The following is a 26,380-nucleotide window of genomic DNA, read 5'->3' as shown; positions in this document are numbered from 1 at the left end:
CTTGGCGGCCATCTTTATTCCGCCGCGGCTGCTCCGTCCATGATGGCGTTCAACGCAGCCTCGTCGGTGACCTTGAGGTTTTCGCGGTCGAACAGGCCAAAACCCTGGCCCACCTGGCCGCCAGCATCCCAATAGAACGGAACCATGCCGCGCTCCATGGCCGCTTTTGTTACAAACTCCAGGTAATCGGCGCGCGAGGCAAGATGCAGTTCGAGATCTTTGCCTTTCAGATTGCCGCGCAGCATGGCGGCATATTCACCGATGATGACAGGAATGCCTTTGTCCACGAATTGGCGCTCGACCTTGTCGAACAGATCATCAACCTGGTCTTCTTCGCCCCAGCTGGAATTGCGACTGGGCTTTTTGCGGGAATGATTTTCCTTGCCCCAGAACCAGAACATCTGTCCCCAATCCTGGTCCTCGACCATCAGGGTGAACTGGTACGGCGTGTAGAAATGCAACTCCATCATCAGCCTGTCGGCCACGCTGTCAGTTGGCACGTCCGTCCACAGATCGTTCGTTCTCTCGAAATCGGTCCGAGGTCCCTGAACAATCAGGTTGCGATAGGCATTGCGACCGCCCGTTGCGCGAACGGTATCGACGAAGGTCTGATGATAGCGCGCAAGAACAGTCATCTGTTCAGCCGTATCAACATTCGGCTCGTTCGCGCTGGCGAAAACCAGCCGCTCGTCATAGTCCCGAAATCTGGTCGCGATCTGCTGCCAATAGGCGCGCTGTCTTTGATCAACCGTGTCAGCCGACGCCGGCAGCAAGTGCTCCTCCAGCCAGCCGCCATCCCAGTGAATATTGATCACAACGGCAAGGTCTGCATCCAGCGCTGCCTGAACCACGGTTTCGACACGGTCCAGCCACGCAGCCTCAATTTCTGCCGTATCCTGATCAGCATACTGATCCCAGGATACTGGCAGTCGGACAGCATCAAAGCCACTCTCCTTGACGATTTTGAACAGGGCCGGGGGTGTCAAAGGGTTGCCCCACGCGGTTTCGCCACCCGTCGCCTCAAGCGTGTTGCCCAGATTCCAGCCAAGATGCATGCGCTTCGCCATGACTTTGGCGTCGCTGTCCATGCCGGTGGCGTCAGGAGCGGCCGGCTCGGTATTGTAGTCCGGAAACGCCTGGACCGTCGCCATGGCGCTTGATCGTTCGAGCTCCGCGGCCTGAGAAGAGGCGGCGAGACCCATTGCTGTCAACGCGAGTGCAGCAGCGCAGGTGAGCGCGTAGAATCTATTCATGTCCTGTTCCTCCGTCAGTTCGATGGTGTGGCATGCCTGCCATTCTTGTCTCATTTGCAGGTCTGCATGGCGCCGCCTTGTTGGCGCTTGCTCAAAAACGCTGCACGTCGATCCACGCTATCGTGAAGTGTCTGTTCAAACCAAGCCATCTTGACGCCGTTAGCCTAGCTTCAGGGCGGAATTGTTGCGAGCCGGTTCAGGCGTGGTGCGAAGCGGATTCGCGCTTCGCTAAGGCGGCGCTTCGGGCGATCTAAACAACGCCCAACAAGGCCTCTTCATTGACACTGACGCCAATTTGACTTGCCTGCACTGCTTCGTCTGAGGCAAGAAGCCAACGAGGAAAGTTGAATACCGAACAATTATGTCGATTGCAACGAAATGGTGCGTTGCAGCAAAAAATTGGCGGTCGTGTCGAAGAAGACGATCATTCGTGTACAACGCGCTCAAAAGAAAGCGCGCTGATCTGAAGGCGAGGAAACGTGGCAGGTGCTTATCTTTTCGCGACTGAAGCGCATCGGTCGCCGCACGGAAGACATTCTGGACAGCAACGACACACGTCTCTCAGGCAGCGCGCTGCCTGAGCGTTCAGCCGTTTCCTGTTTAATTGATCTTTATTCGGAGAAAATAGATGAGCACCCGGCGTGACCTTCTGAAATCCGCAGTGCTGGCCGGTGTCGGCGCCGGCGCCTTGCCCGTGGCGGCAAGAGCCTCAGTCTGCGTCCGGCCTATTTCGCGATGGGTGAGGGAGATGTGCGATACCGCGATTTCAGATACAGAGCGCTGAAGGACGCGTAGAGGCAAAGCTGCTGGTCAGAAAAAATTTTTACTGATAAAAGCAAATTTATAAGATTTGCGAATTAAGGCGAGGAACTGATGGTAATTCACGAGATAGTCCGAACATCCCTGCGACCCTTCCTAATCGGCGCAAGCATGGCGGCCATGATGTCGTCCGCCATGGCGCAGGATTTGTCAGAGATCAGGTCACAGGACGGTCGTCACGCGCTCTTCGTCGACGGCAAGCCGTTCCTGATGATCGCAGCGCAGGCGCACAATTCTTCAAACTATCCAGCAGTTTTGCCTGAAGTCTGGCCTGCCGTCGAAGAATTGCACGCCAATACGCTCATGATCCCGGTTGCTTGGGAGCAGATTGAGCCAGAGGAAGGCAAATTCGATTTCTCCTACCTCGACGCCCTGATCCCTCAGGCACGTGAGCGCGATGTGCGGGTTGTGCTTCTGTGGTTCGGGACATGGAAGAATACGAGCCCCAAATACACGCCCGCATGGGTCAAGCTGGATACCGAGCGTTTCCCGCGCCTCATCAAGAATGACGGCACGCCTTCCTATGCCCTGTCACCCTATGGCAATGAAACGCTCGAGGCGGACAAGAAAGCCTTCCGTGAACTGCTGACCTATCTGAAAAAGAAGGATCGGGACCAGACGGTCATCATGGTCCAGGTACAGAACGAGACCGGGACCTATGGCTCCGTCCGCGATTACGGCGCGGCGGCACAGGCGGCGTTTGACGGTGAAGTGCCGTCGCGTCTCACCACGGCCCTTGGCAAGGAACCCGGGACGTGGGTTGAAGTCTTTGGCGACGATGCTGATGAGGCGTTTCACGCTTGGTCCATTGGCGATTATGTCGGCAAGGTCGCTCAGGCGGGCAAGGATGTCTACGATTTGCCCATGTACACCAATGCCGCTATCCGCGATCCGCTGAAGGATACTGATCCGTCCTCCTACGCTTCTGGCGGCCCGACCGACAACATGCTGGAGGTCTGGCAGGCGGCGGCGCCAGCCCTGTCACTTCTGTCGCCGGACATCTACAAGTCGGATCATGAAAGCTACATGGCGGCGCTCAGGAATTATCAGGCGGCGAACAACCCACTGTTTGTTTCTGAGACGGGAAACCGTGATGATTTCGCGCGATATTTCTTCGCTTCGCTGGGGCAGCGGGCCATTGGCTTTGCGCCATTCGGCATGGATTACTCCGGCTACGGCAATTATCCATTGGGCGGCAACGTCACCTCAGCAGAGGTTATTGAGCCATTTGCGGATGTGTTCGGCATCGTCGCTCCCTTCGCCGATGAATGGGCACGGCTTTCATTTGAAAGCGACGTCTGGGGCGCGGCACGGCCGGATGACTCGGCACCGCAAACCCTGGACCTTGGGGAATGGACGGCGCGGATCGACTATGATCTGTGGCAGTTTGCCATGCCCGACTGGACGTTTATGGGTGAAAATTTGAACCGGGAACCAGACGTTAATGCCGGTGTGCTCATCGCGAAACTGGACGATCATCAGTTCCTGGTTACGGGGCTCGGCTCTCGTGTCACATTCGATCGCAAGGAGGGTGGCTTCACCTTCCTGTCTGCAGAAGAGGTCGAATGGAAAAACGGTGACTGGCAGTTCCGCCGTATGTGGAACGGCGATCAGACAGACTACGGACTGAATTTCACCGATCGTGGTGAGGTCTTGCGGGTGACACTTGTCCCTGACGAGACTGAGGTAGAACAGGAAGGCCGAGCAATGGCCAAATCGGAGGAAGAACAATGACTATTCGCAAACAGCTGGTATCGGCATCGGCACTGGCAGTTGCTGCCCTCGCCATGGGCGCACTGCCCGCCTACGCCCAAGGGCAGTCAAAGAACGATGTGTACGGCACGGACGGTCAAGTCAAACAGGTCCGGCGCGCACCGGGCATCGAGGATATTGAAGGCGGCCTGATCGTTACTCCCCGTAGCAACGACGCCGCCGTCGTTCGTGTGGAAGTCGTCGCCAAGGGGATCGTTCGCGTTTCGGCGGACCCTGAAGGTCAGTTCGTCCGCGATGAAAGCCTGATCGTCACAGATTTCCCCGCCCGACCTGAATATAACGTCCGTAAGGGGCGCAATGTTGCCAGTCTCTCGACTGAGGGCCTGCGCGTGGAAATCTCGCGTGCTGACGGCAAGGTTCGTTTCCTCGATGGCGATGGCAATGAACTGCTGGCAGAAGACCGCCGCGTCATGACACCAAAAATGGTGCAAGGCGAACAGTTCTACTCGGTTCAACAGGCGTGGCAGCCGGTCGGTGAACCCGGCTTTTACGGCCTGGGGCAGCACCAAAACGGCCAGATGAACATGGCCGGCGAAACCGTGGAACTGGCCCAGCACAATATCTCCATCGCCATGCCGTTTGTGGCCTCGACAGGCGATTACGGTATTCTGTGGGACAACGCGTCCATTACCCGCTTTGGCGATCCTCGTCCGTTCCAGCCGCTGGATGAGACGCTGATCGTGCGCGGTGAGGATGGATCGGAAGGCGGACTGACCGGCCGCTATTACGACGAGAACGGAAAGGTACAGGCTGAAACCCGCGAGCGGGATCCTGACTACCAGTTCCTGCCTCCTGACCAGTATGCAAGCGGCGAGGCTGTACGCGACGTCTTCCCGGAGCCATTCGGCACCGAAAGTCCTGAGAAAGTCGTCTGGACCGGTGGTCTGGAAGCCAAAACAACGGGCACGCATAAATTCCGCGCCTATGGTTCGTCCTATCTGACGATCAAGGTGGATGGCGAAACCGTTGTCGACCGGTGGCGCCAGAACTGGAACCCTTATTACTTCACCTTCGATGTCGACATGGTCGCGGGTGAGAGCAAGGATATCGAGATCGAGTGGATCGCCAATGATGGCTATTTCCGGCTCGAGCATCTCGACCCGCTTCCCGCCGAACAACAGGACGACCTCTCCTTCGCCTCCGACGTGGCACAGGTCATCGACTATTACTTCGTGGCCGCTGATGGCGACAAGATCGATGACGTCATTGCCGGGTACCGTACACTGACGGGTGAGTCGGTGATGCTGCCTAAATGGGCCTACGGTTTCTGGCAGAGCCGCCAGCGCTATACGACCCAGGATGAACTGCTGGACGCCCTGAAAGGCTATCGTGACCGGAAGATCCCGATCGATAACATTGTCCTCGACTGGTTCTATTGGCCGGAAAAGGAATGGGGCAGCCACAAATTTGATCTCGAGCGCTTCCCCGATGCCGCTGCCATGGTCGACGCCGTTCATGAGATGAACGCGCGGATCATGATTTCGGTGTGGCCGAAATTCTATCCGACTACGGCCAATGCGAAAGCGCTGGAGGAAATCGGTGCCATTTATCAGCGGCAGTTGATGATGGATACTCGTGACTGGGTCGGGCAGGGGTATCGCAACTCCTTCTATGATCCGTACAGTGCCGAGGCGCGCGAGCTGTTCTGGTCTCAAATGAAAGAAGCGCTGGATTCGAAAGGCTTTGACGCTTGGTGGATGGACGCTGTGGAACCTGACCTCCACTCGAACCTGTCGCATCGGGAACGGGCACTGCGGATTGGCCCAACGGCCATGGGTCCCGGTGCCCAGTACTTCAACTCTTTCGCCCTCGTGAACGCTCAGGCCGTTTACGAAGGTGAGCGCGAGGGTTCGGACCCGAATGAGCGGGTCTTCATCCTGACCCGTTCGGCATTCCCCGGCATCCAGCGCTACGGCGTTTCCGCATGGTCCGGGGACGTGGTTGCGCGCTGGGAAGACCTGAAGGAACAGGTTGCTGCCGGTGTGAACTTCTCAATGTCCGGCGTGCCAAACTGGACATTCGATATTGGCGGTTTTGCCGTCGAGCAGCGCTATACGGATGAAGATCCGGCGCATATCGAAGAATGGCGTGAACTGAACACCCGCTGGTTCCAGCTCGGTGCGTTCACCCCGCTCTTCCGCAGTCACGGGGAATTTCCTTTCCGCGAGATCTACAACCTCGCGCCTGAAGGGTCAGATCCCTATGAATCGATGGTCTATTACGACAAGCTGCGTTACCGCCTGATGCCGTTCATCTACACGCTGGCAGCAGACACGACCCTCAAAGATGGTTCGATGATGCGCGGCCTCGTGATGGACTTCGAAGACGACAAGAAGGTCTGGGACATCAATGACCAGTACCTGTTCGGCTCCAGCTTCCTCGTCGCGCCAGTCTACGAATTCAAAGCGCGTGAACGGGATGTCTATCTGCCTGCAGGGTCTGGCTGGTATGATTTCGAAAGCGGTGAGCATTTTGACGGTGGCCAGACGGTCACTGCCGACGCGCCACTCGCCCGCATGCCGCTTTATGTGCGTGAGGGTTCGATCGTGCCTATGGGGCCGGACATTCAGTCCACGGCGGACGACACGAATGGTGAATTGACCATCTATGTCTATACAGGCGCTGATGCCTCATTCTCGTTGTATGAAGATGATGGCCTGACTTATGACTATGAGGACGAAGCCTACGTTCGTATACCAATGACGTGGAGCGAGGAGACAGGCACACTGACGATCGGTGCGGTTGAAGGCGAACTTCAGAGCATGCCGGAAGAGCGTGTCATTCATGTTCGCTTCGTTTCACCGGACGGCGATGATGGCTTTGCGATGGATGCTGAGCCCGACAGCACTATCACCTACACAGGCGCAGCTGTCGACGTGTCGATGGAATAAGCACTGTGGGAAAGGAAAAGGGGGCGTCGGCCCCCTTTTTTTTGTCGCTTAATCGCCTCATCGGTCAGCGGCACATGGCGTCGCCGTCGGCGATGCTGTTCATCACGAGACCCAACTTCCCCACGACCAGAACACCTTCGCCTGCTTCCAGATAAAGACGTTTCGTCAAGTCCGTTGCCGCGAGTCGCCGCTGTCCCTCGGCGTCTAACCAAGACGCCGACTGACAATCTGGGCCATAGCGCCGGCTGGCGCTGATAGCATCATCAGGCAAGAACCAGCATCTTGAACGGCATCCAAATCCCCATGGCCATCATGACGAGGTTTTCCGTCAGACTGACAAAGCCGAGCGGTACATTCGAATTGCCGCCGACACAGGCGCATTTGAGCGCGCGTTTGTCGATATAGACGGCCTTGAAGACCGACGCAGCGCCAATCGTCCCGATCACCAGCGCGATAGGGGACCCGACCAGCGCAAATCCGCCGCCCGCGATCATGAGCACAGCCGCCAGCCCCTCAGCAAAGGCATAGATATAGCCGTAGGGCACCCAACGCCGGGCCAGAAGGTCGTAGTTCAGAAACATGGTCGAAAAGCTTTCGACGTCCTGCAGTTTCTGAATAGCGAGAACGGCCATGGAGAATGAGGCGAACCATTCAATCCCCCGCAGGCTGAAGACCTGTCCGGTCGCAACCAGACTGGCGCCCCACGCCATGAGCGCGCAGATGCCAAAGATGACCAGGACCGGCGTGTAGGTCGTCGCGCCTTCTTTGCGCGCAAGTCTGCTGCCAAAATAGGTTTTGAGCGCATCATAGCCGCCGATGCGGTTGTCGCCGATAAAGGTCTGCGGAGTCGTTTTGACCCCATGCTTCTCCTTGAACGCATCGGTTTCCGCACGGGTGGTCAGGTGATGGTCCTCAACGTCATAGCCATTGCGCTCGAGCATCCATTTCGACTTGAGCCCATAGGGGCAGACATGCCCGGGCATGACCATGCGATAGAGCTGGGCCTTCCGGCGTCGGCCTGCGGCCAGATCTGACTGTGTTTCCTGCATTGGGGTTGCACTCATAAGCGCCTCCTGCTTACCCTATAGGGGTATATGGGGCAGCGGTCGAAGGCGTCAATTTGGCCTGTTCGTCGGATTGGCCGATGTTCGCTGTGATAGTCGCAGCGCGGAGATGGGCGATGAACGAGAATACCAAGACTGCTGCGGTAAAACGGCTTGCCCGGATTGAGGGGCAGGTGCGCGGTGTCACCGGTATGGTGCGGGACGATCGTTATTGTATCGACATTCTGCGGCAAGTGCAGGCGATCAAGGCCGCTCTTGGTAGTCTGGAGGCTGTTATCCTGCAGGATCACCTGTCCACATGCGTTGACCACGCGCTTCGCGCTGATGACCTTGAGGAGCGACGCGCCAAGGTTGAGGAGCTCGTCGCCGTCCTGGGCGGGCGTCGAAAATAGGCACACTCTCACGTGGTGGCCTGGCACTATCCTGTTACCCGTTCTTCTGACATTCCAGCTGGTGAAGCGCTCGCCCGATGGCGTCCAGGGCTCGGCGAATAGCGTCTTCGTCCGTACGCCACGACGATACGCTCAATCGGAAGGCGGGCTGCCCGCGCCACATCGTCGGTCCGAACCAGACGGCGTTGTCCTGCTCGATCAGTTTCAGGAACGCCGGTGTATCAGCAGGATCTGCAAGCTGACAGAGGACCTGATTGAAGACCACACGGTTGAGAACGGTGACACCGGCTTCCCTGCAGCCTTCAGCGAGCTGGGTTGCCAGCGCGCAGTAGCCATCGACCATGGATCCGACACCGGAGCGTCCCAGTGTCTGCAGAACAGCCCAGAAGCCAAGGCCGTGGGCGCGGCGGGAAAATTCAAGCGTCAGGTTTTTCTGGGCATCCGTCTCGCTGGGCGCATACGCCGCCTCGGCATTCATGGTCGAGGCCAGAAGATCAGCATGGCGACAGATCGTGACGGCGCTGTCATAGGCCGTGTTCAGCGTCTTGTGACCGTCCGTGGTCCAGCTATCCGCCAGCTCGACGCCATCGGTCGACGACCGCTTGTCCTGACTGGCACGCGCCCACAGACCGAATGCGCCGTCGACATGAACCCATGCCCCGGCCGCTTTTGCTGTCGGGATGATGTCCGAGAACCGATCGAACTCGCCGGTATTCACATCACCCGCCTGCAGGCAGAGGACGGTCAGGGCATCAAAGTGCGGCAGGGCGTCAGGCCGCATCCGGCCAAAATCATCGGTCTGTACTGTGACGATGTCTCTGGTGCCAAATCCCAACAGCCGAATAGCCTTCTTCACGGTCACGTGGACCGTGTCAGGCACGACAATACGAACCGGCGGCGCACCGCGCAGGCCCGATCTGTCAAGGTCCCAACCGGATTGGCGCAGAAGGTAGGTCTGCGCCGCGGCGAGAGCTGAAAATCCGCATGCTGTCGCACTCGTCCCAAAACCCACTGCGGTGTCGCGGGGCAGATCGAGGATCTCGAGCAGCCATTGGCCGGCCGTTTTCTCGATTGCAGCCATGGCGGGCGAGTTCACATGGCTCGACGCACATTGATCCCAGGCCAGGGCGATCCGCTCGGCGGCGCCAGCGATGGGCAAAAGGGCGCCGATGACGAATCCAAAATAGTTCGGGCCATTGGTAGCGGTAGTGGCGGCCCCGCCAATACGGCTTAGCATGTCCAGCACGGCGTGCGGGTCATTCTGCTGCGTCGGCAAGGCGCCGCCCAATTGCTCAAGCTGCGCCACCATGTCAGGGCCGGGAAAGACGGGACGGTCCGTGATATGGGCGAGATAGTCGGCCGCCATTTTATCGGCAGCGTGGTATAGTTCCTGCTCGTCACTCATCACAGCCTCCCCTGATCATCCGTGATCTTCAAAAATCAGCGCACGCCTTGACTGTCAAAGCAGTTATTTTATCGACGCGCGCAGAAGCGCTATGGGACGAGCGTTGTGCCGTAAATCAAACGCTCGCTGCCGCACAATGGCGCGCGATATAATCCTCATGAGCAGGCAGGCTGTCGACCCCCGCGACAATCGTTCGGCGCATCCGCTCAAGGACAGCGGCCAGCTTCTCTTCATCATAGGTGTCAACAAGGGGGTCATAGCGGTCGGGCTGGATCCCCTGGCCCTCAAACACCGCAACCCAGCTCGTGTCCGCGAACAATTCTTCGTCATACCGGAAAACCCGTCCCCGGCTGCCGTACAGATCGTACTTGTGCTGGAGCGTATCGGGTATGCTCATATTGCGGACATACTCCCATAGCGGCGCATCGTCCCGCTGGGTGGCGTGATAGTGAAGGATGATGAAGTCGCGTATACGGAGGTAATCGATCTCAGTCAGGCGGTTGTATTCGTCGATATCGATCGGATCGAACCTTCGATCCGGATAGACGGTCATCAACTTCGCGATCGCAGCCTGGATCAGATGGATGCTGGTCGATTCGAGTGGTTCCATGAACCCCGCTGACAGGCCGATGGCGAGGACGTTCTTGTTCCAGAACTTCTTCCGCTTGCCCGTCGTAAAGCGCAGGTGGCGAGGATCAGACAATGGCGCGCCATCCAGATTGTTCATCAGTGTCGAGACGGCCTTGTCGTCGTCGCAATACTCACTGCAATAGACGTAGCCATTGCCAATGCGGTGCTGCAGCGGGATCCGCCATTGCCACCCAGCTTCCCGCGCGGTGGATCGGGTATAGGGCAGGGGCGCCCCAAACTGCTCACACGGCACGGCCACGGCCCTGTCGCACGGAAGCCAGTGGGACCAGTCCTCATAGCCTGTCTCCAAGGCCCCCTCGATCAATAGTCCGCGAAAGCCGGTGCAATCGATAAAAAAGTCGGCGCACAATTCCTCATCGTCATCGAACACAACGGCTTCGACAAAACCGCTCTCGGCATTCAGGCGGACATCACGGACCGTCCGGTCAAGTCGCTTCACGCCCCTGGCTTCAGCGTAGCGGCGCAAGAACAACGCATAGAGCCCCGCGTCAAAATGATAAGCGTGGGACATCTGGGACAGGACCGATTTGGGATCCGCGCTTGGGGGAGAAAATTTGCCGGCCTTGGCGGCCATGGTGGACAGTGAAAAGGCCTCAAGCGCGGGCGCGCGACCCCGGCGATGCATCTTTCGCCAGTATTGATGAAACGGCACCGCGTCGATATCGGCGCCGTATTTGCCAAAGGGGTGAAAATAGCTGTCACCTTTCTGGCGCCAGTTTGAGAACTCTATTCCCAGTTTGAATGTACCCTGCGTGGCGGCGACAAATTCGTCCTCACTCACTTTCAGCATGCGGTTGAACAGTTGTATCGGCGGGATGGTCGCCTCGCCAACGCCAACGGTGCCGATGTCGCCTGACTCCACCAATGTCACCGTGCAGGGATAATCTTTCATTGCACGGATGATAGCGGCCGCTGTCATCCATCCTGCCGTACCGCCGCCGATGATAGCGATATTACGGACGAAGCCGTCAGAAACCTGGGTCATATCCATCCCTTTTTTATGGTGCAGGGCAACATTTCTTGCGGCCAACCGCCTGTAAAAACAGTTTTATATGTGTTGATCGAGTTTGCGAAATGTCATATATGAAAGTGCTTTTAATATTCTGGTGGTCGGCCAGGTTTGTCCCGCGCTGGTGGGGAAAGCGGACAGGCGGATCATCAACCGCTGACAGAAAATCGCCGGAGACAACGGCGTGATCAAAATCATGAGGCTCTTTTGCGAGCCTCCAACAGGAGGAAACGAGATGAGATTGGGACAGCATTCCAGGCATGCCCTTCGACTGGCGACATCGGTGTCGGCACTATCGTTGATGGCATTTGCCGCACCCGCTGCTTTTGCACAGGACGACACGGTCGATGAACCGGCTGCTGACGAAATTGTGGTGACCGGCCAGCGGTCAAGTCTGACGAGCGCTGTCGAGCGCAAGCAGAATGCCGAGGAGATTGTCGACAGTATCGTTGCCATCGACATCGGTAAACTGCCTGACGTCAACGTCGCCGAAGCGCTGCAGCGTATCTCCGGTGTCCAGATCTCCCGTAACCGCGGTGAAGGTTCCGGCGTCGCCATTCGTGGCTTGACCCAAGTTCGTACCGAGCTGAACGGCCGCGATATCTTCTCGACCATTGATGGTCGTGGCTTGAGTTGGGAAGACGTTCCGGCCGAATTGCTTGCCGGTATCGATGTCTACAAGAACCCGTCGGCGGAGCAGATCGAAGGCGGCATTGGCGGCCTGGTGAACCTGCGCACACGGATGCCTTTTGACAGTGCGGGCCGGACCATTTCCGGCGCAATTCAGGCTGTGCATTACGACCTTCGTGAGAAGACCGGCTATAACGCCTCCGCACTTCTCAGCGACCGGTGGATGAGCGGTGATCAGGAATTCGGCTTCCTGTTCAACCTGTCCTACGGCAAGGGGTATTTCCGCGAGGATGCCATCACGATCGAGCCTTTCTTCCAGCGTGAGGATTTCGGCAATAACTATATTGCTTCCGGTGCCGGCATTTCATCGTGGAACGGCGACCGTGAACGCCTTGGCGGTTCGTTGGCCTTCCAATATCGTCCGAGTGCTGACCTTGAATTCCACGCTATGGTGTTGACGTCGGACTACACCTTTACCGATCCTCAGACGGGTATGTTCGCCTATGGCGCGGGTGACAACGGGGCGCTGACCCCTGTTGGTGATTTCACCTTCGATGAAGACGGCACCATGTTGACCGGCGGCTTTGCTGGTCCACCGACCCAGTCCTTTACGCGACACACCGTCCGCGATTCCCGGACCACGGATTATAGCGCCGGGTTCAAATGGGATGAGGGCGATGGTTTCCGCGTTTCTGGTGACCTGCAATATGTAGATTCCGACACCAGCTTCACCGACCCGACGGGCTTTGGTACGACCACCGGCGGCTTCAATTTCCTGATGGATCTGACAGGTGATCTGCCCACCTTCACGGTGACACCGGATGACTTCCTGACGAACCCGGATAATTATACGTATCAGGCGTTGATGTCACGGTCGGCGGAAAACACCGGCAGTGAAACCGCAGCGCGCCTCGACCTCGAGTGGGATTTTGACGAGGGCAGCGTTTTCCGCTCATTCACCTCAGGTGTCCGATACACCACCAAGGATATCGAAACAGCTGACTCTGGCTTTGACTGGCAATCCATCTCCGGTCCACCATGGGATGGGAGTGATATTGCGACTGCCGAGTATAACGAGTTCCCGGAATATTACGCACTCGATCCTTATCAGGATGATTTCTTCCGGGGCGACGGTGCGACAGCAAACTTCGGTCCGCACTTCGTCGTTGATCCGGCTTTGCTGGCCATGGGTGAAGAATCGCTTGTCACGCTGGCGAACCTGAACCCGCTCTCCGGTGCCGTCGCAGGCTTCACGCCGTTCGACGAGTTCAACACCCAGGAAGAAGAGACGCTGGCGGCCTACGGCATGCTGAAATTCGGCAATAATGCCGTGCCAACACCCTATGACGGCAATATCGGCCTTCGCGTTGTGCAGACCAAGGTTGTCGCCGACGGTACGCAGACGCTGACCTACCGCGATCCTTCTGACACGGGTACGGACATTCAGTCAGTCTCCGACATCTCGGTTGAGCAGGACTATATTGAGTTCCTGCCGAGCATGAACATCCGGTTCTTCCTTCAGGATGATCTGCAGCTTCGCGTCGCAGCCTCTCGCGGCCTGTCTCGTCCAAGCTTCTATGACCTGCGCGGCAATTTCTCGCTCAGCCAGAACTACTATGACGCTGACAATGATCCGTCGACGGCACCCGTGCTGCAGCCAAGCCAGGCTCAGGCCTATACCGGCTCCGGCGGCAATCCCGGCCTGAAACCGCTTGTCGTCGATCAGTACGATGTCTCGCTGGAACATTACTGGAAAGAGGGCAGCATTGCCTACATGACGCTGTTCCGGAAGAACGTTCATAACTTCATCCAGAACGGTGTGTACACGACCGATTTCGACGTGCCGGGTTACGGTTCGCAGGAATTCACGGTCAGCGCACCGGTGAACGGCGAAGATGGCACGATCCAGGGTTTCGAAGTAGGTATGCAGACCTTCTTTGACATGCTGCCGGCGCCGTTGAACGGTCTGGGCCTGCAGGCGAACTACACCTATGTTGACAGTGAAGCGCCAAGCCCGTCCGCTGTTGATGCCGTTGGCAACCCGCTTCTGGTACCGCTCGAGGGGCTGTCTGAAAACAGCTATAACCTCGTTGGCCTTTACGAGCAGGGCCCGATCTCGGCGCGTCTCGCCTATAATTGGCGCGATGATTTTGTCCGCACGACCTCGGGCAATGGGACCGGCAACCTGCCGATCTACGACGATGCTTACGGCACGCTTGACGGGTCTGTCAGCTATCAGCTGAACGACAACCTCAACCTGTCACTCGATGCTGTGAACATGCTGGACGAAATTCGGTACACCTATCAAGGGTTCGAGAATCGTCCACGGGATTACGTAATCAACGATCGTCGGATCAGCATCCGTCTGAGAGCGACCTACTAATCCTGTCACGCTAAAGGTGGCAGCGCCCATGCCCAACCCGAACAACGGGCGGCGTGGGCGCTGCCTACTCCGGGCCGGATGGCGGTCTGATTGGGGATGGCTGGCGTCGGCTTGGCTGCTCAGCTTATCGTCAACATTGCCGTGACGACCCTGCTGAAAACACAGTAGGGTGACGCTGGACCTGCCGGGCCGGGTGCGCGATCGGCCAGCCTGACCGCCTGCAGAAGTCAAGAAGGGGCCGAACCCCTCATTTCATCATTCGTCGGGAGGGCGAGCTATGACCAGTGAAACCGGGCGCGATACGCAGGGGCGATTTCTGCCGGCAATTATTCTGGTGTTTTCGCTTTTTCTCCTTTGGGGCATTGCGAACAGTCTGAACGACATTCTGGTGCCACAGTTCAAAAAGGCATTCACGCTCACGGACCTGCAATCAAGCCTCGTGCAGTCCGCCTTCTATTTCGGCTATTTTGTCTGGGCCATTCCCGCCTCGCTGCTCATGCGCCGGTTCGGCTACAAGGCCGGTGTCATTGTCGGTCTTGTGCTGTTCGGCTGCGGCGCGCTCCTGTTCCTTCCGGCGGCTGAAGCGCGGGTCTATGGCCTGTTTCTGGGGGCGTTATTCGTCATTGCCAGTGGCCTTGCGTTTCTTGAAACATCCGCCAACCCCCTGATGTCGGTGCTGGGCTCCTCGGAAACCGCCGCCCGACGCCTCAACTTTGCCCAGTCGTTCAATTCGCTGGGTGTCATCGCCGGCTCGCTGATCGGACAGGCTTTTATCCTGACAGGGCATGAGCCTTCGACGGAGGAGCTTGCTGCGATGGATCATGCGTCGCTGGACGCGTTTCGTATTGCAGAGGCCGCCACGGTGAAGGGCCCTTATCTCGTTCTTGCGCTTGGCGTATTGGCACTTGCCGTTGTGGCGTTCCTCACGGCTTTCCCCAAAACCCGCGACGAAGAGGAAACGACGGCTGACAGCCATGTCGGGGTGATGTCACTGCTCGGCGACGGTCGGGTCATGTTCGGGGTTCTGGCGCAGTTTCTTTATGTCGGCGCGCAGGTCGGGATCTGGAGCTTTCTCATCCGCTATGGGACTTACACGATTGACGGCATGGGAGAGACCGCTGCCGCCAAGGTGCTCACGGCGTCATTCGTGGCCTTCATGATCGGGCGTTTCGCCAGTACGGCCGTCATGACGCGGGTCCCTGCCTGGGCAATGTTGACGACCTATGCGTTGATCAACGTGGCGCTTTGCGCAGTGGCGGTTGTAGCGCCGGGCATCACAGGGTTTTATGCGCTGGCTGCGACGAGCTTTTTCATGTCGCTCATGTTCCCGACGATCTTTGCCCTGACACTCGATGGCCTCGGGGCCAAAACCAAATCCGCATCGTCGCTCCTCGTAATGGCGATTATCGGCGGGGCGGTGATGGCGATGCTTGTCGGCCGTATGTCGGACATCATGAACATCAATCTTGCGATGTCAGCGCCGCTCATCGCCTTTGTGGGCGTGGCCGCGTTCGGCTGGTCCTGCCGGCGGCGGCATGTCGTGGTGGCGCCATGACGCAATCGGCCGTGCGCATTGATTCCCACGTCCATCTGTGGACGATCGGTCAGCACGGACAGTCCTGGCCCACGCCGGATCTGGCGCAGATCTATCGTGACTTCCTGCCTGAAGATCTTCTGTCCCTGATCGCCGATCAGAATATTGAGCAGGTTATTCTGGTGCAGTCGCAGCCCACGACGGACGATACCGAGTACCTGCTCGACATTGCCGCGAACAATGATGCTGTCCTGGGCGTTGTCGGCTGGTGCGATCTCGCGGCAGACGATGTGGGCCCTCAGCTCGATCGCTACAGGGCCAGGGGCCCGCTGGTCGGCGTCCGCCCGATGTTGCAGGCGATAGCGCCGTCGGACTGGATCGCTGGGGACGAATTGCGAGCGGGTCTCGATGAAGTTGAGAAACGCGATCTTGTCTTCGATGCGCTGGTCGATCTGCGCCATCTCGACGCTTTGGCGACCATGAAGGCGTCACGCCCGGCGTTGCGGATGGTCATCGATCACGGCGCGAAGCCGGCAATCGGCGATCAGGCACTGTTCGAGGACTGGCGCTGCGCCATGGCCAGACTTGCAGGACTACCCAATGTGTACTGCAAGCTGTCGGGCCTGCTGACCGAAGCGCCGACCGGTGCGACAGCGGGCGACTTGCGACCCTATGTCGACGTCCTGTTGGCGATATTTGGCCCGGAAAAACTGCTATGGGGGAGTGATTGGCCAGTCCTCACTCTGTCATCAAATTACGGTGACTGGCTGTCCATGGCGAAGGATTTGTGCCATAATATAAGTCCTTCATCACAAAATGAAATTTTTGGTGACACGGCGTGGAAACTCTACGCAGCCAAAGCAGTAACGTAGGATCGTCTGATGTCTGGCAATTCGCCCAATAAGCCTCAACTTAGCCTGGTCGGCCCCACAGCCGAGCCGAAATATCGTGCCCCAGCGCTCGAGAAAGGCCTCGATATTCTTGAACTGATGTCGGCCGCGGCGCAGCCCATGACATCAACCCAGATCGCTGAAAAATGCGGCAAATCACTCAGCGAAATCTTCCGTATGCTGCAGGTGCTTGAGTATCGCGGCTATATCGCTGTGGATCAGGCAGGCGAGGGGTACGTCCTGACCGACCGCCTGTTCACTCTCGGCCTGTCTCGCGCGCCCATGAAGACGCTGATCGCGTCCGCTTTGCCGGTCATGCAGATACTCGTGCAAAAGATTGGACAGTCGTGCCATCTGGTCGTCGCGTCTGGTGATCAGATTGTCGTCGTTGCCCGGATTGAAAGCACGGGCGACCTTGGGTTTTCTGTACGCGTTGGTTACCGCCGACGTCTTATCGACTCCAATTCAGGTCTGATGCTGTATGGCGGTCAACCTGAAGAGACCAAAGCCCGGTGGCGTGAGCATTTTTCCGAATCCGCCAATGTGGACGAGATCGCCAGGTTTGTCCGTGCGTCGGCCAAGACCTTTGAGCGTGGTTATGCCATGGCGCCCAGTGAATTCGTCAATGGGGTGACCGATATCTCGGCACCGGTCATGGGGCCTCGCGGCGCCGTTGCTGCACTGACCGTACCCTATCTGGCCGTCAAAATGCCGCGCGCGACGATCGATGAAAGCCGTGAATTCCTGCTGGAGGCAGTAGCGGCCATAACGAAAGCCCTTGATGGCAACCCTTCACTGGGTGAGGGGGCGCCATCCTGACCACATCTTCACCAATCCGTCCCCAGGCCAATCGCCTGCCAATATTCCGGGGAAAGAGCGATGAGCCGTCCATTGACCGGCTCGGCTTTGGCTGCGCGCCTATCGGAAATCTGTATACGGAGATAACGGACTGGACGGCCGATGAGACAATGCGTGAAGCGCATCGTCTTGGCATGCGCTATTTCGATACAGCACCGCATTACGGCTTCGGTTTGAGTGAAGAACGTCTTGGCCGTTTCGTTGCCTCGGTCAATCGTGATGAGTTGACGATCTCTACCAAAGTCGGGCGTCGGCTTGAGCCTATTGACCCGGCGAAGGCGACGGGACTGCGCCACGGCTTCTTCAATGGCTACCCTTTTGAGCCGGTATTTGATTATACCTATGACGGAATCATGCGCTCTTTCGAGCAGAGCCTTGAGCGGCTTGGTGTCTCGACAGTCGATATTCTGTATGCCCATGATCTGGGAGAGGCAACGCACGGCGCTGAGGCCCAGCGCCATTGGGAGGCCTTTGCCAAGAACGGCTATCGCGCGATGCAGCAGCTGAAATCCTCGGGCGCGGTCAAGGCAATCGGTCTTGGCGCGAATGAGTGGCAGGTGTGTCGCAATGCCATGGTGCTGTTCGACATGGATGTGTTTCTTCTGGCTGGACGATACACGTTGCTTGAGCAGCGAGAAGCGATCGATTTTCTGGCGCATTGCCTCGATGCGCGTATCGAACTGGTCGTAGGCGGGCCGTTCAATTCCGGCATCCTTGCGACAAAGGGCGAAGGTCGCGCCTATTACAATTACGGCGACGTGCCGGCAGAAATTGCTGAAAAGGCAAATGCGCTGCGTCGGACGCTGCATGATTTTGGCGTACCGCTTCATCGGGCAGCACTACAATTTCCGTTTTTTCACCCCGCCGTTGGCAATGTGCTGGCGGGTTTCGCCTCGATTGAAGAAGTGCGTGCAGCAGGCGATGCCTTGCGGCAGCCGATTAGCAACAAGGCCTGGGATAAGTTGCGAACAAAGGGTCTCATTAATCCGCGTGCCGCAATTCCGGGTTTGAGTGGAGAACTGATGTGATGACAAGAACGGGTACAGTCCCTGTCTCTGACGTTGTTCCGGTGCGAACAATTCTGCTCCACCCGACCGATAATGTGGTTCTCCTGCCGACATCGATCGAGGCAGGGCAGGTAATTCTGGTCGATGCCGAGACGTTCGAGATGCCGAACCGGATTGGCTCGGGACATAAAATCGCGCGGCAGGATATGAAGATGGGTGAGGAAGTCGTGAAATACGGTGCTCCTATCGGCATCGTGACCCATGACGTCAAACGCGGTGACCATCTTCACACGCACAATATGGCAAGTCAGTATATTTCAACACACGACCGCGGTGACGCGCAGGACGGTTCATAATGTTTCAAGGGTATTTAAGACAGGATGGTCGCAAGGGCATCCGCGATGTGACGGTGGTGGCGTATCTTGTTGAATGTGCCCACCATGTGGCGCGACAGATCGTCAGCGCAACGAACGATCCCGATGTCCATCTGATCGGCTTTCCGGGATGTTTTCCTAATCAGTATGCCAATCGCTTGATGAAGGCGTTGTGCACCCATCCCAATGTGGGGTCTGTGGTCCTGGTGTCTCTGGGGTGTGAAAGCTTTCAGCGCAACGGCCTTCTTCGGGCGGTCGAAGCAAGCGGTCGTCCAGCGGAGCTACTGGTGATTCAGGAGAGCGGCGGAACGCGCAAGACCATTGATCTTGGCGTCGAGGCTGTCAGGCGGACGCGCGCAGCGGCGACAGCGCAGACCGAGCGTGTGGATATGGATGTCAGTGAGCTGATTGTCGGCACGATCTGCGGTGGTTCTGATGGGACAAGCGGTATTACGGCGAACCCGGCGGTTGGACGCTGCTTTGATCAACTGGTTGCTGAGGACGCCACGTGTATTTTCGAAGAGACCGGGGAGCTGATCGGTTGCGAGGCGATCATGGAGGATCGGGCCCTGACGCCTGAGCTCGGCGCATTTATCCGCGAGTCCGTTGAAAAGGCGGAGCGATATTACAGTACACTGGGCTTTGGCAGCTTTGCGCCAGGCAATGCGGATGGTGGCCTGACGACGATCGAAGAGAAATCCATGGGGGCCTACGCCAAGTCGGGCTCGTCCAAGATCAGCGGCATTATCAAGCCGGGTGACGTGCCCCCGGGACCGGGACTTTATCTGCTCGACGTGGTGCCCGATGGCGAGCCGCGTTTTGGCTTTCCGAATATTGCCGACAACGCTGAAATCGTCGAGATGATCGCCTGTGGCGCCCATCTTGTTCTGTTCACGACAGGTCGTGGATCCGTCGTTGGCTCAGCCATATCGCCGGTCATCAAGATCTGCGCAAATCCGGAAACATACCGCAAGCTGACGGAAGACATGGATATTGACGCCGGGCGTATTCTGGAAACGGACGCCACACTCGAAGATGTGGGATCGGAAATCTACGACTGCGTCGTCAATACGGCCCGCGGCCAACAGACCGCATCCGAGGCATTGGGGCATCAGGAGTTTCTGCTGACCTATAAATCATTTGAACCGATCGGGCCGGCATGCCTGCCTACGGCTGCAGGAGCGCGTTGAGATGAGTAAACGGCTAGCGGGCAAGCGCGCCCTCATCACCGCGGCGGCGCAGGGAATCGGTCTGGCAACGGCGGAGCGTTTCGCGGCGGAAGGCGCAGAAGTCATCGCGACTGATGTGAACGCTCAAGGTCTTTCTGACCACGGTTTTGCCGATGCGTTTCATCTGGATGTGACGTCTCCGGACAGTATCGCTGAGGCGCATCAGCGTGCCGGGAATATCGATATTTTGTTCAATTGTGCAGGGTGGGTCCACGCGGGCGCCATTCTGGAGACAGATGAAGACGCCTGGTCACGCTCCTGTGACATCAATGTCACCAGCATGTACCGGATGATCCGTACATTTCTGCCGGGCATGATTTCGGCTGGGGGCGGATCGATCATCAATATGTCATCTGTCGCCAGTTCAATCAAAGGCGTGCCAAATCGCTTTGCGTACAGCGTGACCAAGGCGGCGGTCATCGGCATGACAAAGGCGGTCGCGGCTGATTACGTTGACAGGAATATCCGTTGCAACGCCATCTGTCCGGGAACCATCGATACGCCTTCCCTGCGGCAACGTCTCAAAGACACCGGCGATTATGAGGCTGCAATGAAAGCCTTCGTTTCCAGACAGCCCATGGGCCGTCTCGGGAAGGCAGAAGAGATCGCGGGCCTGGCCACTTATCTGGCGAGCGATGACGCAGCATTCGTAACGGGCACATCCGCCATCATAGACGGTGCCTGGTCAAACTGACGACTTGAAAGAGGACAAGCCATGAAATTCCTGCGTGTTGGAGCGCCCGGACAGGAGCGACCAGCGGTCGTTGATGCTGACGGAAAATGGCGAGATTTAAGCGGGCACGTCACAGATCTGGCCGGTTCGGATCTCGATCCTGACAACCTCCGAGCCCTTGCCAGCGTTGATCTTTCGACCCTTCCAGTCATCCCGATGACGGAGCGCGTCGGCCCCTGTGTGGGGCATGTGCCGAAATTCATCTGTGTCGGTCTGAATTATGCAGATCACGCGGCTGAGACCGGGGCCGAGCCGCCCACCGAGCCCATCCTTTTTGCCAAGGCGACGTCATCAATCTGTGGTCCGAATGACGATGTCATCAAGCCCCTCGGCTCAACAAAGATGGACTGGGAGGTCGAGCTGGGCATTGTCATTGGCAAGACAACCCGGCACGTATCGGAGGCCAACGCGTTGAACCATGTCGCAGGTTATTGCGTCATCAACGACATTTCGGAGCGCGCATTCCAGATCGAAATGGGCGGCCAGTGGATGAAGGGGAAGGGATGCGACACCTTCGGTCCAATCGGCCCGTGGCTTGTGACCCCAGATGAAGTGCCTGATCCGCTGTCTCTTGGCATGTGGCTCAAGGTCAATGGCCATCAGTATCAGGATGGATCGACAAAGACGATGATTTTCGGTCCAGCGTTCCTTGTTTCCTATATCAGCCGGTTCATGACGCTCGAGCCGGGGGATATCATTTCGTCCGGTACGCCGCCCGGCGTTGGTCTCGGTCAAAAGCCGCCCGTCTTTCTCAATGCCGGTGACCGTATGGCACTGGGTATTGATGGGCTGGGGGAGCAACATCAGCTTGTTGTGGCGTATGAGGAGCAATCATGAAAACCCTTTACCTTTCTGCAGCCCTCATCGCGCTTTGCGCCTGTGGCCAGTCGCCGGACGTTAAGAAGAGCGCGGCACAAGACCCTGTCGCGGCGCCGGCTCAAGCCGGACCCGTCGAAAGAGACCTGCCGTTATTGCGACTTCAATATGATGAACCAGCGGCCGATTGGGAGCCCAACGGTCTGCCTATCGGCAATGGGGCAATGGGCGCGATGGTAACGGGCGCGCCATCTACTGACCGTCTTCAATTCAATGAGAAGACGCTGTGGACTGGTGGGCCGGGCTCGCAGGAAGGGTATAATTTCGGGCTGACGGAAGGGTCTCTTGCCGATGAGGTCAAGGCGGTGACGGCGGACATCATCGAAAATGGACCAATGACGCCGGAAGAGGCCGCTGAGCGTCTTGGCCAGAATATGACAGGCTACGGACATTATCAGAGCTTTGGTGAAGTCGTTGTGGATTTCGGTCTGGGCGATAGCAATGTGACGAACTATCGCCGCGAGCTGAGCCTGGATGATGCCATGGCAACCGTAGCGTACGATGTTGGCGATCGATCGTTCAGTCAGCGATATATTGCCAGCTTTCCGGACCAGGTCATCGTTGCCCGTTACGAGATCGATGGTCCACCCGTATCGGCAAGCATTTCATTCGATATTCCCGACAACCGTACAGTGAGTTTTGATAGCTCATCCACAGGGCTGACGGCACAGGGCGCGCTTGATGATAACGGCCTCGTCTATGCCACCCATCTGGAAGTGGACAGTGATGGCGACGTCACGCCAAACGGCGATGGGCTGCAGGTCACGAACGCGAGCTACGTCACGGTCTTTGTTGCGGCGGGCACCAACTACGCCCCCGACTATCCTTCCTATCGGGGCGATGACCCTCTAGCGGGCGTTGTGGACCGTGCAACCGCGGCTCGTTCGGCCGGTTGGACCGACGTTCTGGCGCATCACACAGATGACTACCGCACAATTGCGGACCGTGTGGACCTTGATATTGGTCAGCATGCGACAGAGCATATGACCGATGATCTGCTTGCGTCCTATTTGACCTTGACCGAACCAGATCAGCGCTATCTTGAGGCGCTATATTTCGCTTATGCACGTTATCTGTTGATATCCTCATCGCGCGAAGGATCACTGCCAGCCAATCTGCAGGGCGTCTGGAACAATTCCAAGACTCCGCCGTGGAACGGCGATTACCACGTCAATGTCAATTTGCAGATGAACTATTGGCCCGCTGACTTCCTGAACCTGTCTGAGACGCTTCCGCCGTTCATCGAGTTCACGCGCCAATTGAGCGAGGCGGGACAAGCCTCTGCCCAGAAAATTCTGGGGTCGGATGAGGGATGGGCGGTCTTTCTCAACACCAATATCTACGGGTTTACTGGGCTAATTGAATGGCCCACCGCCTTCTGGCAACCCGAAGGCGCAGCGTGGCTCAGCCAGCATCTCTACGATCATTATCGGTATACGGCGGACAAGACAGTGCTTGAAAGCGTCTACCCGATCATGAAAGGCGCTGCGCAACCGTGGCTGACCGCGCTGGTCGAGGATCCACGCGACGGCAAGCTCGTGGTCGCGCCAAGCTTCAGCCCCGAACACGGACCTTTCGTTCTTGGCGCGGCGATGTCGCAACAGCTGGTCTATGACCTGTTCCGCAACACGGAAGAGGCGGCCCGTATCCTGGGTGATGACGCCTTCGCCGACACGCTGGCCGCCAAGCGGATGCAGATGGACCCGGGGCTGAAAATTGGCTCATGGGGGCAGCTACAGGAGTGGAAGGAAGATCTTGATGAGCAGGACAATGAGCATCGTCACATCTCCCAGCTTTATGCGCTGCATCCCGGACGCCAGATCGATGTCGCCAATGAGCCGGAACTGGCGGATGCGGCCAGAACCATCCTGAACGCCCGCGGCGATGGCGGCACCGGCTGGAGCAAGGCTTGGAAGATCAATCTGTGGGCCCGTCTTCACGATGGTGACCGCGCCTACAAGCTGCTTCAGGAACAGTTGACCGGCAGTACACTGCCGAACCTGTTCGATACACACCCGCCGTTCCAGATTGACGGCAATTTCGGCGCAGCGTCTGGTGTGGGCGAAATGCTGCTGCAGAGCCAGCATGATGAGATCCATCTGCTGCCGGCATTGCCGTCCGCATGGCCAACCGGTTCCATCACCGGCCTGCGCGCGCGGGGTGATGTGACAGTCGATTTGGATTGGGCCGATGGGCAGCTGACCCGTGTGCAGCTGGTCTCCGGCCAGACGGCGACGGTGCAGCTTCGCAATGAGGTCTTTGACGGCGGGGTTCGTCAGGTTCAGCTGACAGCCGGTGACCCCGTCACCCTTCGGTTTGATGAATAAGAGACGGGACTGGCGCCTAGCGGTGCCAGTCCTTTTTCAATGTCCGTGCCGTGATGAACAGCAGCGCCGCGGCAATGGCATAGAAGCCGGTCCCTGACAAAAGGGCATAGCGCAGGGACTCATTGCCGAACTGCTCTCGCATCACGTCCGACAGCCATCCTAAAAGCAGTGTCCCGACCCCGATCCCGATCAGATTGTTGATCATCAGGAAGATAGCCGACGCCGTTGTGCGCATGTTTGGCGGCACCAGATGCTGCACGGCCGTGATGATCGGGCCGAGCCAGATCAGGCTCAGTGTCTGGATGACCATAAAGGCGAGAAACACGGCCAGGAGGGAATTTGACAGAACGCCCAGCAGGAAGAATGGAATCGTGAAGACAAACGCGATGGCCGGGATCATCGCATAGGCGCCTTTCGACTTCTTGCCGAATTTGTCAGCCGCCCAACCACCGGCCCAGACGCCCAGCATCCCGCCAAACAACAGGATCGCGCCATAGAAATAGGACGCGTAAAGCAGCGGCCCCGGATTGTTGGGAACGAGAAAGTCAGGCAGCCACGAGAAAAAGCCGGGCAGCGCGTCGCCGAAGCTACGGTAATAATAGGACGGCAGCCAATAGATCAGTCCATATCCCATCATGGAGGAACTGGCGCCGCCCAGGGACAGCGTCCAGAAGCTCGGCTTTTTGGCGATAACGGCCATGACGTCGCCAAAGCTGGCCTTTTCCGTGGTGGCCCCACCGGCGTCGAAGGCGCCGCGCAGGGGTTCCCGTACCGTGAAGAGAAAGATCGGTGCGACGAGAAGCCCGAGAATGCCGACGATGAAGAAAGCGTAGCGCCAGCCGATCAGGTCGAGGAGGACACCGCCCAGCACGATACCGATCGCGCTCCCAATCGGTATACCGAAGGAATAGATGCTCAAAGCGCGCGCGCGCTTGTCTTCGGGGAAATAGTCCGAGATCAGAGAATAAGCCGGGGCGACGCCGCCGGCTTCACCCACGCCCACACCGACCCGGGCCAGGAACAACTGCCAGAACGACATCGCAAGGCCGCAGACGGCTGTCATGGCGCTCCAGATCGACAATGCGCCGGTCATAATCCACGTTCTGCTGGTTCGATCGGCCAGCCAGGCTATGGGGACCCCGAGCGTGGTGTAGAAAATGGCAAAGGCCGGGCCGCCGAGCCAGCCCAACTGCGTATCGGTCAGGCCCAGTTCCTCTTTGATCGGTTCCTTCAGGATGCCGATAATCTGACGGTCAATGAAGTTGAACGTGTAGACGACCACGAGAATGAAAAGGATGTAGGCGCGATATTTCGCAGTGGTTTGAGGCTTGTCCATCACTTGGCTCATTTCAGATCGTAGAGAAACGCTTTCACGTCCCGAATGGATTTTGCGGATTCTTCCTGCGGTACGTGCCCAATGCCCGGGTAAAGGACAAGCTGCGCGTTCGGCAGATGGCCGAGCAGGCGCCCAGCGTGATCGACGGGAATGACCTTGTCCTCGGTACCCCAGAGGAGAAGAGTGGGCGATGTCACCTTAGCCAATGCGGCAGCGGGATCCGGCAGGACGAATTCCTCAATCGACTTGACGAAGGCGTCGCCATTGCCGGGACGCTTCATCATGTCATACAGGGTCTGGAGGCGATCAGCACTGATCCGGTCGGGATAGCTGTAAATCCGGCCAATGCTGGCGCGCAGTCCCACCTCTGGCACTTCGCGGAGGTAATAGGCGAGCGCGGGCGGCACCGGTACGGGTTCGTCCGCCACCCCGTTCATCGCATAGGCACCGGGGCTGACGAGCACCAACCGCTTCACCCGCTCTGGGTGGTCTGCCGCGAACCGCCAGGCGGCCAAGCCGCCCAGTGAATTGCCGACGATGACCGCCTCTTCGATGTCCAGCGCGTCCATCACGTCACCGATTGTGGCGGCACGCTCTTCGGGGGAATAGCGTTCCTGCGGGTCGGGACCTGTCAGGCCATGGCCCATCAGATCATACCGGATGACCTTGAAATTGGGTGACAGGGCATCGGCCCATTGATCCCATGTCTCGAGGCTGAAGGTGAAGCCATGCAGAAGGATCACGGGATAGCCGTCCTGTGGCCCTTCAGTCCGGATGCGGACGGTGGCCTCGCCGATCGGCACGAACTGGTCACTGGCCTCGGTGTACCGGGCCTCAACGTCTGTGTTTGGCGAGAGGGGCTCGGCAGGTTGGGCATGGGCGAGGGAGACAAGCAGCGCCGTCGCGGCGCAGCGTAGGAAAAGGCGCATGACGCGCTCCACTTCGT

At 58.0% G+C, this 26,380-nt stretch carries 19 protein-coding genes; 13 read left to right on the top strand and 6 right to left on the bottom strand.

Going from position 1 to position 26,380, the window contains the following annotated elements; all coding sequences use genetic code 11:
- Positions 1-14 precede the first annotated feature (14 nt).
- On the bottom strand, positions 15-1,253 hold the full coding sequence (locus RUI03_RS08390; protein WP_317287008.1) for a glycoside hydrolase family 5 protein: 1,239 nt from the start codon (positions 1,251-1,253) through the stop codon (positions 15-17).
- Positions 1,254-2,192: 939 nt separating this feature from the next.
- Here RUI03_RS08390 and RUI03_RS08385 point away from each other — a divergent pair.
- Positions 2,193-3,806 carry a DUF5597 domain-containing protein gene (locus RUI03_RS08385; RefSeq protein WP_317287007.1) on the top strand — a complete coding sequence of 538 codons (1,614 nt, stop codon included), beginning with the start codon at positions 2,193-2,195 and terminating at the stop codon, positions 3,804-3,806.
- 32 nt (positions 3,807-3,838) lie between these two features.
- Positions 3,839-6,736, top strand: coding sequence for a TIM-barrel domain-containing protein (locus tag RUI03_RS08380; protein ID WP_410795933.1), 2,898 nt, complete (start codon positions 3,839-3,841; stop codon positions 6,734-6,736).
- A 263-nt stretch (positions 6,737-6,999) separates the two neighbouring features.
- On the opposite strand, the gene RUI03_RS08375 is transcribed toward RUI03_RS08380, so the two are convergent.
- Entirely contained in the window at positions 7,000-7,800 is an 801-nt protein-coding gene (locus RUI03_RS08375) for a glutaredoxin (RefSeq protein WP_317287005.1), read from the bottom strand.
- 116 nt (positions 7,801-7,916) lie between these two features.
- Between RUI03_RS08375 and RUI03_RS08370 the strand changes: the two genes are divergently transcribed.
- A complete protein-coding gene (locus RUI03_RS08370) occupies positions 7,917-8,192 on the top strand; it encodes a metal-sensitive transcriptional regulator (RefSeq protein WP_317287004.1) in 276 nt (91 codons plus the stop codon).
- 34 nt (positions 8,193-8,226) lie between these two features.
- Here the strand turns inward: RUI03_RS08370 and RUI03_RS08365 are convergent, their stop codons facing one another.
- Positions 8,227-9,597 carry a pyridoxal phosphate-dependent decarboxylase family protein gene (locus RUI03_RS08365; protein ID WP_317287003.1) on the bottom strand — a complete coding sequence of 457 codons (1,371 nt, stop codon included), beginning with the start codon at positions 9,595-9,597 and terminating at the stop codon, positions 8,227-8,229.
- A gap of 115 nt (positions 9,598-9,712) precedes the next feature.
- Complete coding sequence (locus RUI03_RS08360; protein WP_317287002.1) at positions 9,713-11,233, bottom strand: tryptophan halogenase family protein; 1,521 nt, start codon at positions 11,231-11,233, stop codon at positions 9,713-9,715.
- A 259-nt stretch (positions 11,234-11,492) separates the two neighbouring features.
- Here RUI03_RS08360 and RUI03_RS08355 point away from each other — a divergent pair, with 259 nt between their 5' ends.
- The 10 genes from RUI03_RS08355 (at position 11,493) to RUI03_RS08310 (ending at position 24,098) form a co-directional block, all read left to right on the top strand.
- On the top strand, positions 11,493-14,270 hold the full coding sequence (locus RUI03_RS08355) for a TonB-dependent receptor (RefSeq protein WP_317287001.1): 2,778 nt from the start codon (positions 11,493-11,495) through the stop codon (positions 14,268-14,270).
- Positions 14,271-14,547: 277 nt separating this feature from the next.
- Positions 14,548-15,825, top strand: coding sequence for an L-fucose:H+ symporter permease (gene fucP / locus RUI03_RS08350; RefSeq protein WP_317287000.1), 1,278 nt, complete (start codon positions 14,548-14,550; stop codon positions 15,823-15,825).
- Positions 15,822-16,676, top strand: a complete 855-nt coding sequence (locus tag RUI03_RS08345) for an amidohydrolase family protein (RefSeq protein ID WP_317286999.1) — start codon at positions 15,822-15,824, stop codon at positions 16,674-16,676. Before fucP ends, RUI03_RS08345 begins: the two co-directional genes overlap by 4 nt.
- Positions 16,677-16,685: 9 nt before the next feature.
- Positions 16,686-17,513 (top strand): IclR family transcriptional regulator, encoded by an 828-nt coding sequence (locus tag RUI03_RS08340; RefSeq protein ID WP_317286998.1) that lies wholly within the window; start codon positions 16,686-16,688, stop codon positions 17,511-17,513.
- Positions 17,507-18,580 carry an aldo/keto reductase gene (locus tag RUI03_RS08335; protein ID WP_317289642.1) on the top strand — a complete coding sequence of 358 codons (1,074 nt, stop codon included), beginning with the start codon at positions 17,507-17,509 and terminating at the stop codon, positions 18,578-18,580. The genes RUI03_RS08340 and RUI03_RS08335 overlap by 7 nt, the downstream gene beginning before the upstream one ends.
- On the top strand, positions 18,580-18,915 hold the full coding sequence (locus tag RUI03_RS08330; RefSeq protein WP_317289641.1) for a UxaA family hydrolase: 336 nt from the start codon (positions 18,580-18,582) through the stop codon (positions 18,913-18,915). The genes RUI03_RS08335 and RUI03_RS08330 overlap by 1 nt, the downstream gene beginning before the upstream one ends.
- Positions 18,915-20,123 (top strand): UxaA family hydrolase, encoded by a 1,209-nt coding sequence (locus tag RUI03_RS08325; RefSeq protein WP_317286997.1) that lies wholly within the window; start codon positions 18,915-18,917, stop codon positions 20,121-20,123. The genes RUI03_RS08330 and RUI03_RS08325 overlap by 1 nt, the downstream gene beginning before the upstream one ends.
- A gap of 1 nt (position 20,124) precedes the next feature.
- Positions 20,125-20,856 (top strand): SDR family oxidoreductase, encoded by a 732-nt coding sequence (locus RUI03_RS08320; RefSeq protein ID WP_317286996.1) that lies wholly within the window; start codon positions 20,125-20,127, stop codon positions 20,854-20,856.
- 21 nt (positions 20,857-20,877) lie between these two features.
- Entirely contained in the window at positions 20,878-21,732 is an 855-nt protein-coding gene (locus RUI03_RS08315) for a fumarylacetoacetate hydrolase family protein (RefSeq protein ID WP_317286995.1), read from the top strand.
- Complete coding sequence (locus RUI03_RS08310) at positions 21,729-24,098, top strand: glycoside hydrolase family 95 protein (protein WP_317286994.1); 2,370 nt, start codon at positions 21,729-21,731, stop codon at positions 24,096-24,098. Before RUI03_RS08315 ends, RUI03_RS08310 begins: the two co-directional genes overlap by 4 nt.
- A 16-nt stretch (positions 24,099-24,114) precedes the next feature.
- On the opposite strand, the gene RUI03_RS08305 is transcribed toward RUI03_RS08310, so the two are convergent.
- Positions 24,115-25,434: an MFS transporter gene (locus RUI03_RS08305; RefSeq protein WP_317286993.1), complete on the bottom strand. Its 1,320-nt coding sequence runs from the start codon at positions 25,432-25,434 to the stop codon at positions 24,115-24,117.
- A gap of 8 nt (positions 25,435-25,442) precedes the next feature.
- On the bottom strand, positions 25,443-26,363 hold the full coding sequence (locus RUI03_RS08300; protein WP_317286992.1) for an alpha/beta hydrolase: 921 nt from the start codon (positions 26,361-26,363) through the stop codon (positions 25,443-25,445).
- Positions 26,364-26,380: the final 17 nt, after the last annotated feature.

This window comes from Parvularcula sp. LCG005, from assembly GCF_032930845.1.
Taxonomy (GTDB): domain Bacteria; phylum Pseudomonadota; class Alphaproteobacteria; order Caulobacterales; family Parvularculaceae; genus Parvularcula.
This window is presented reverse-complemented; position numbering and strand designations above follow the sequence as displayed.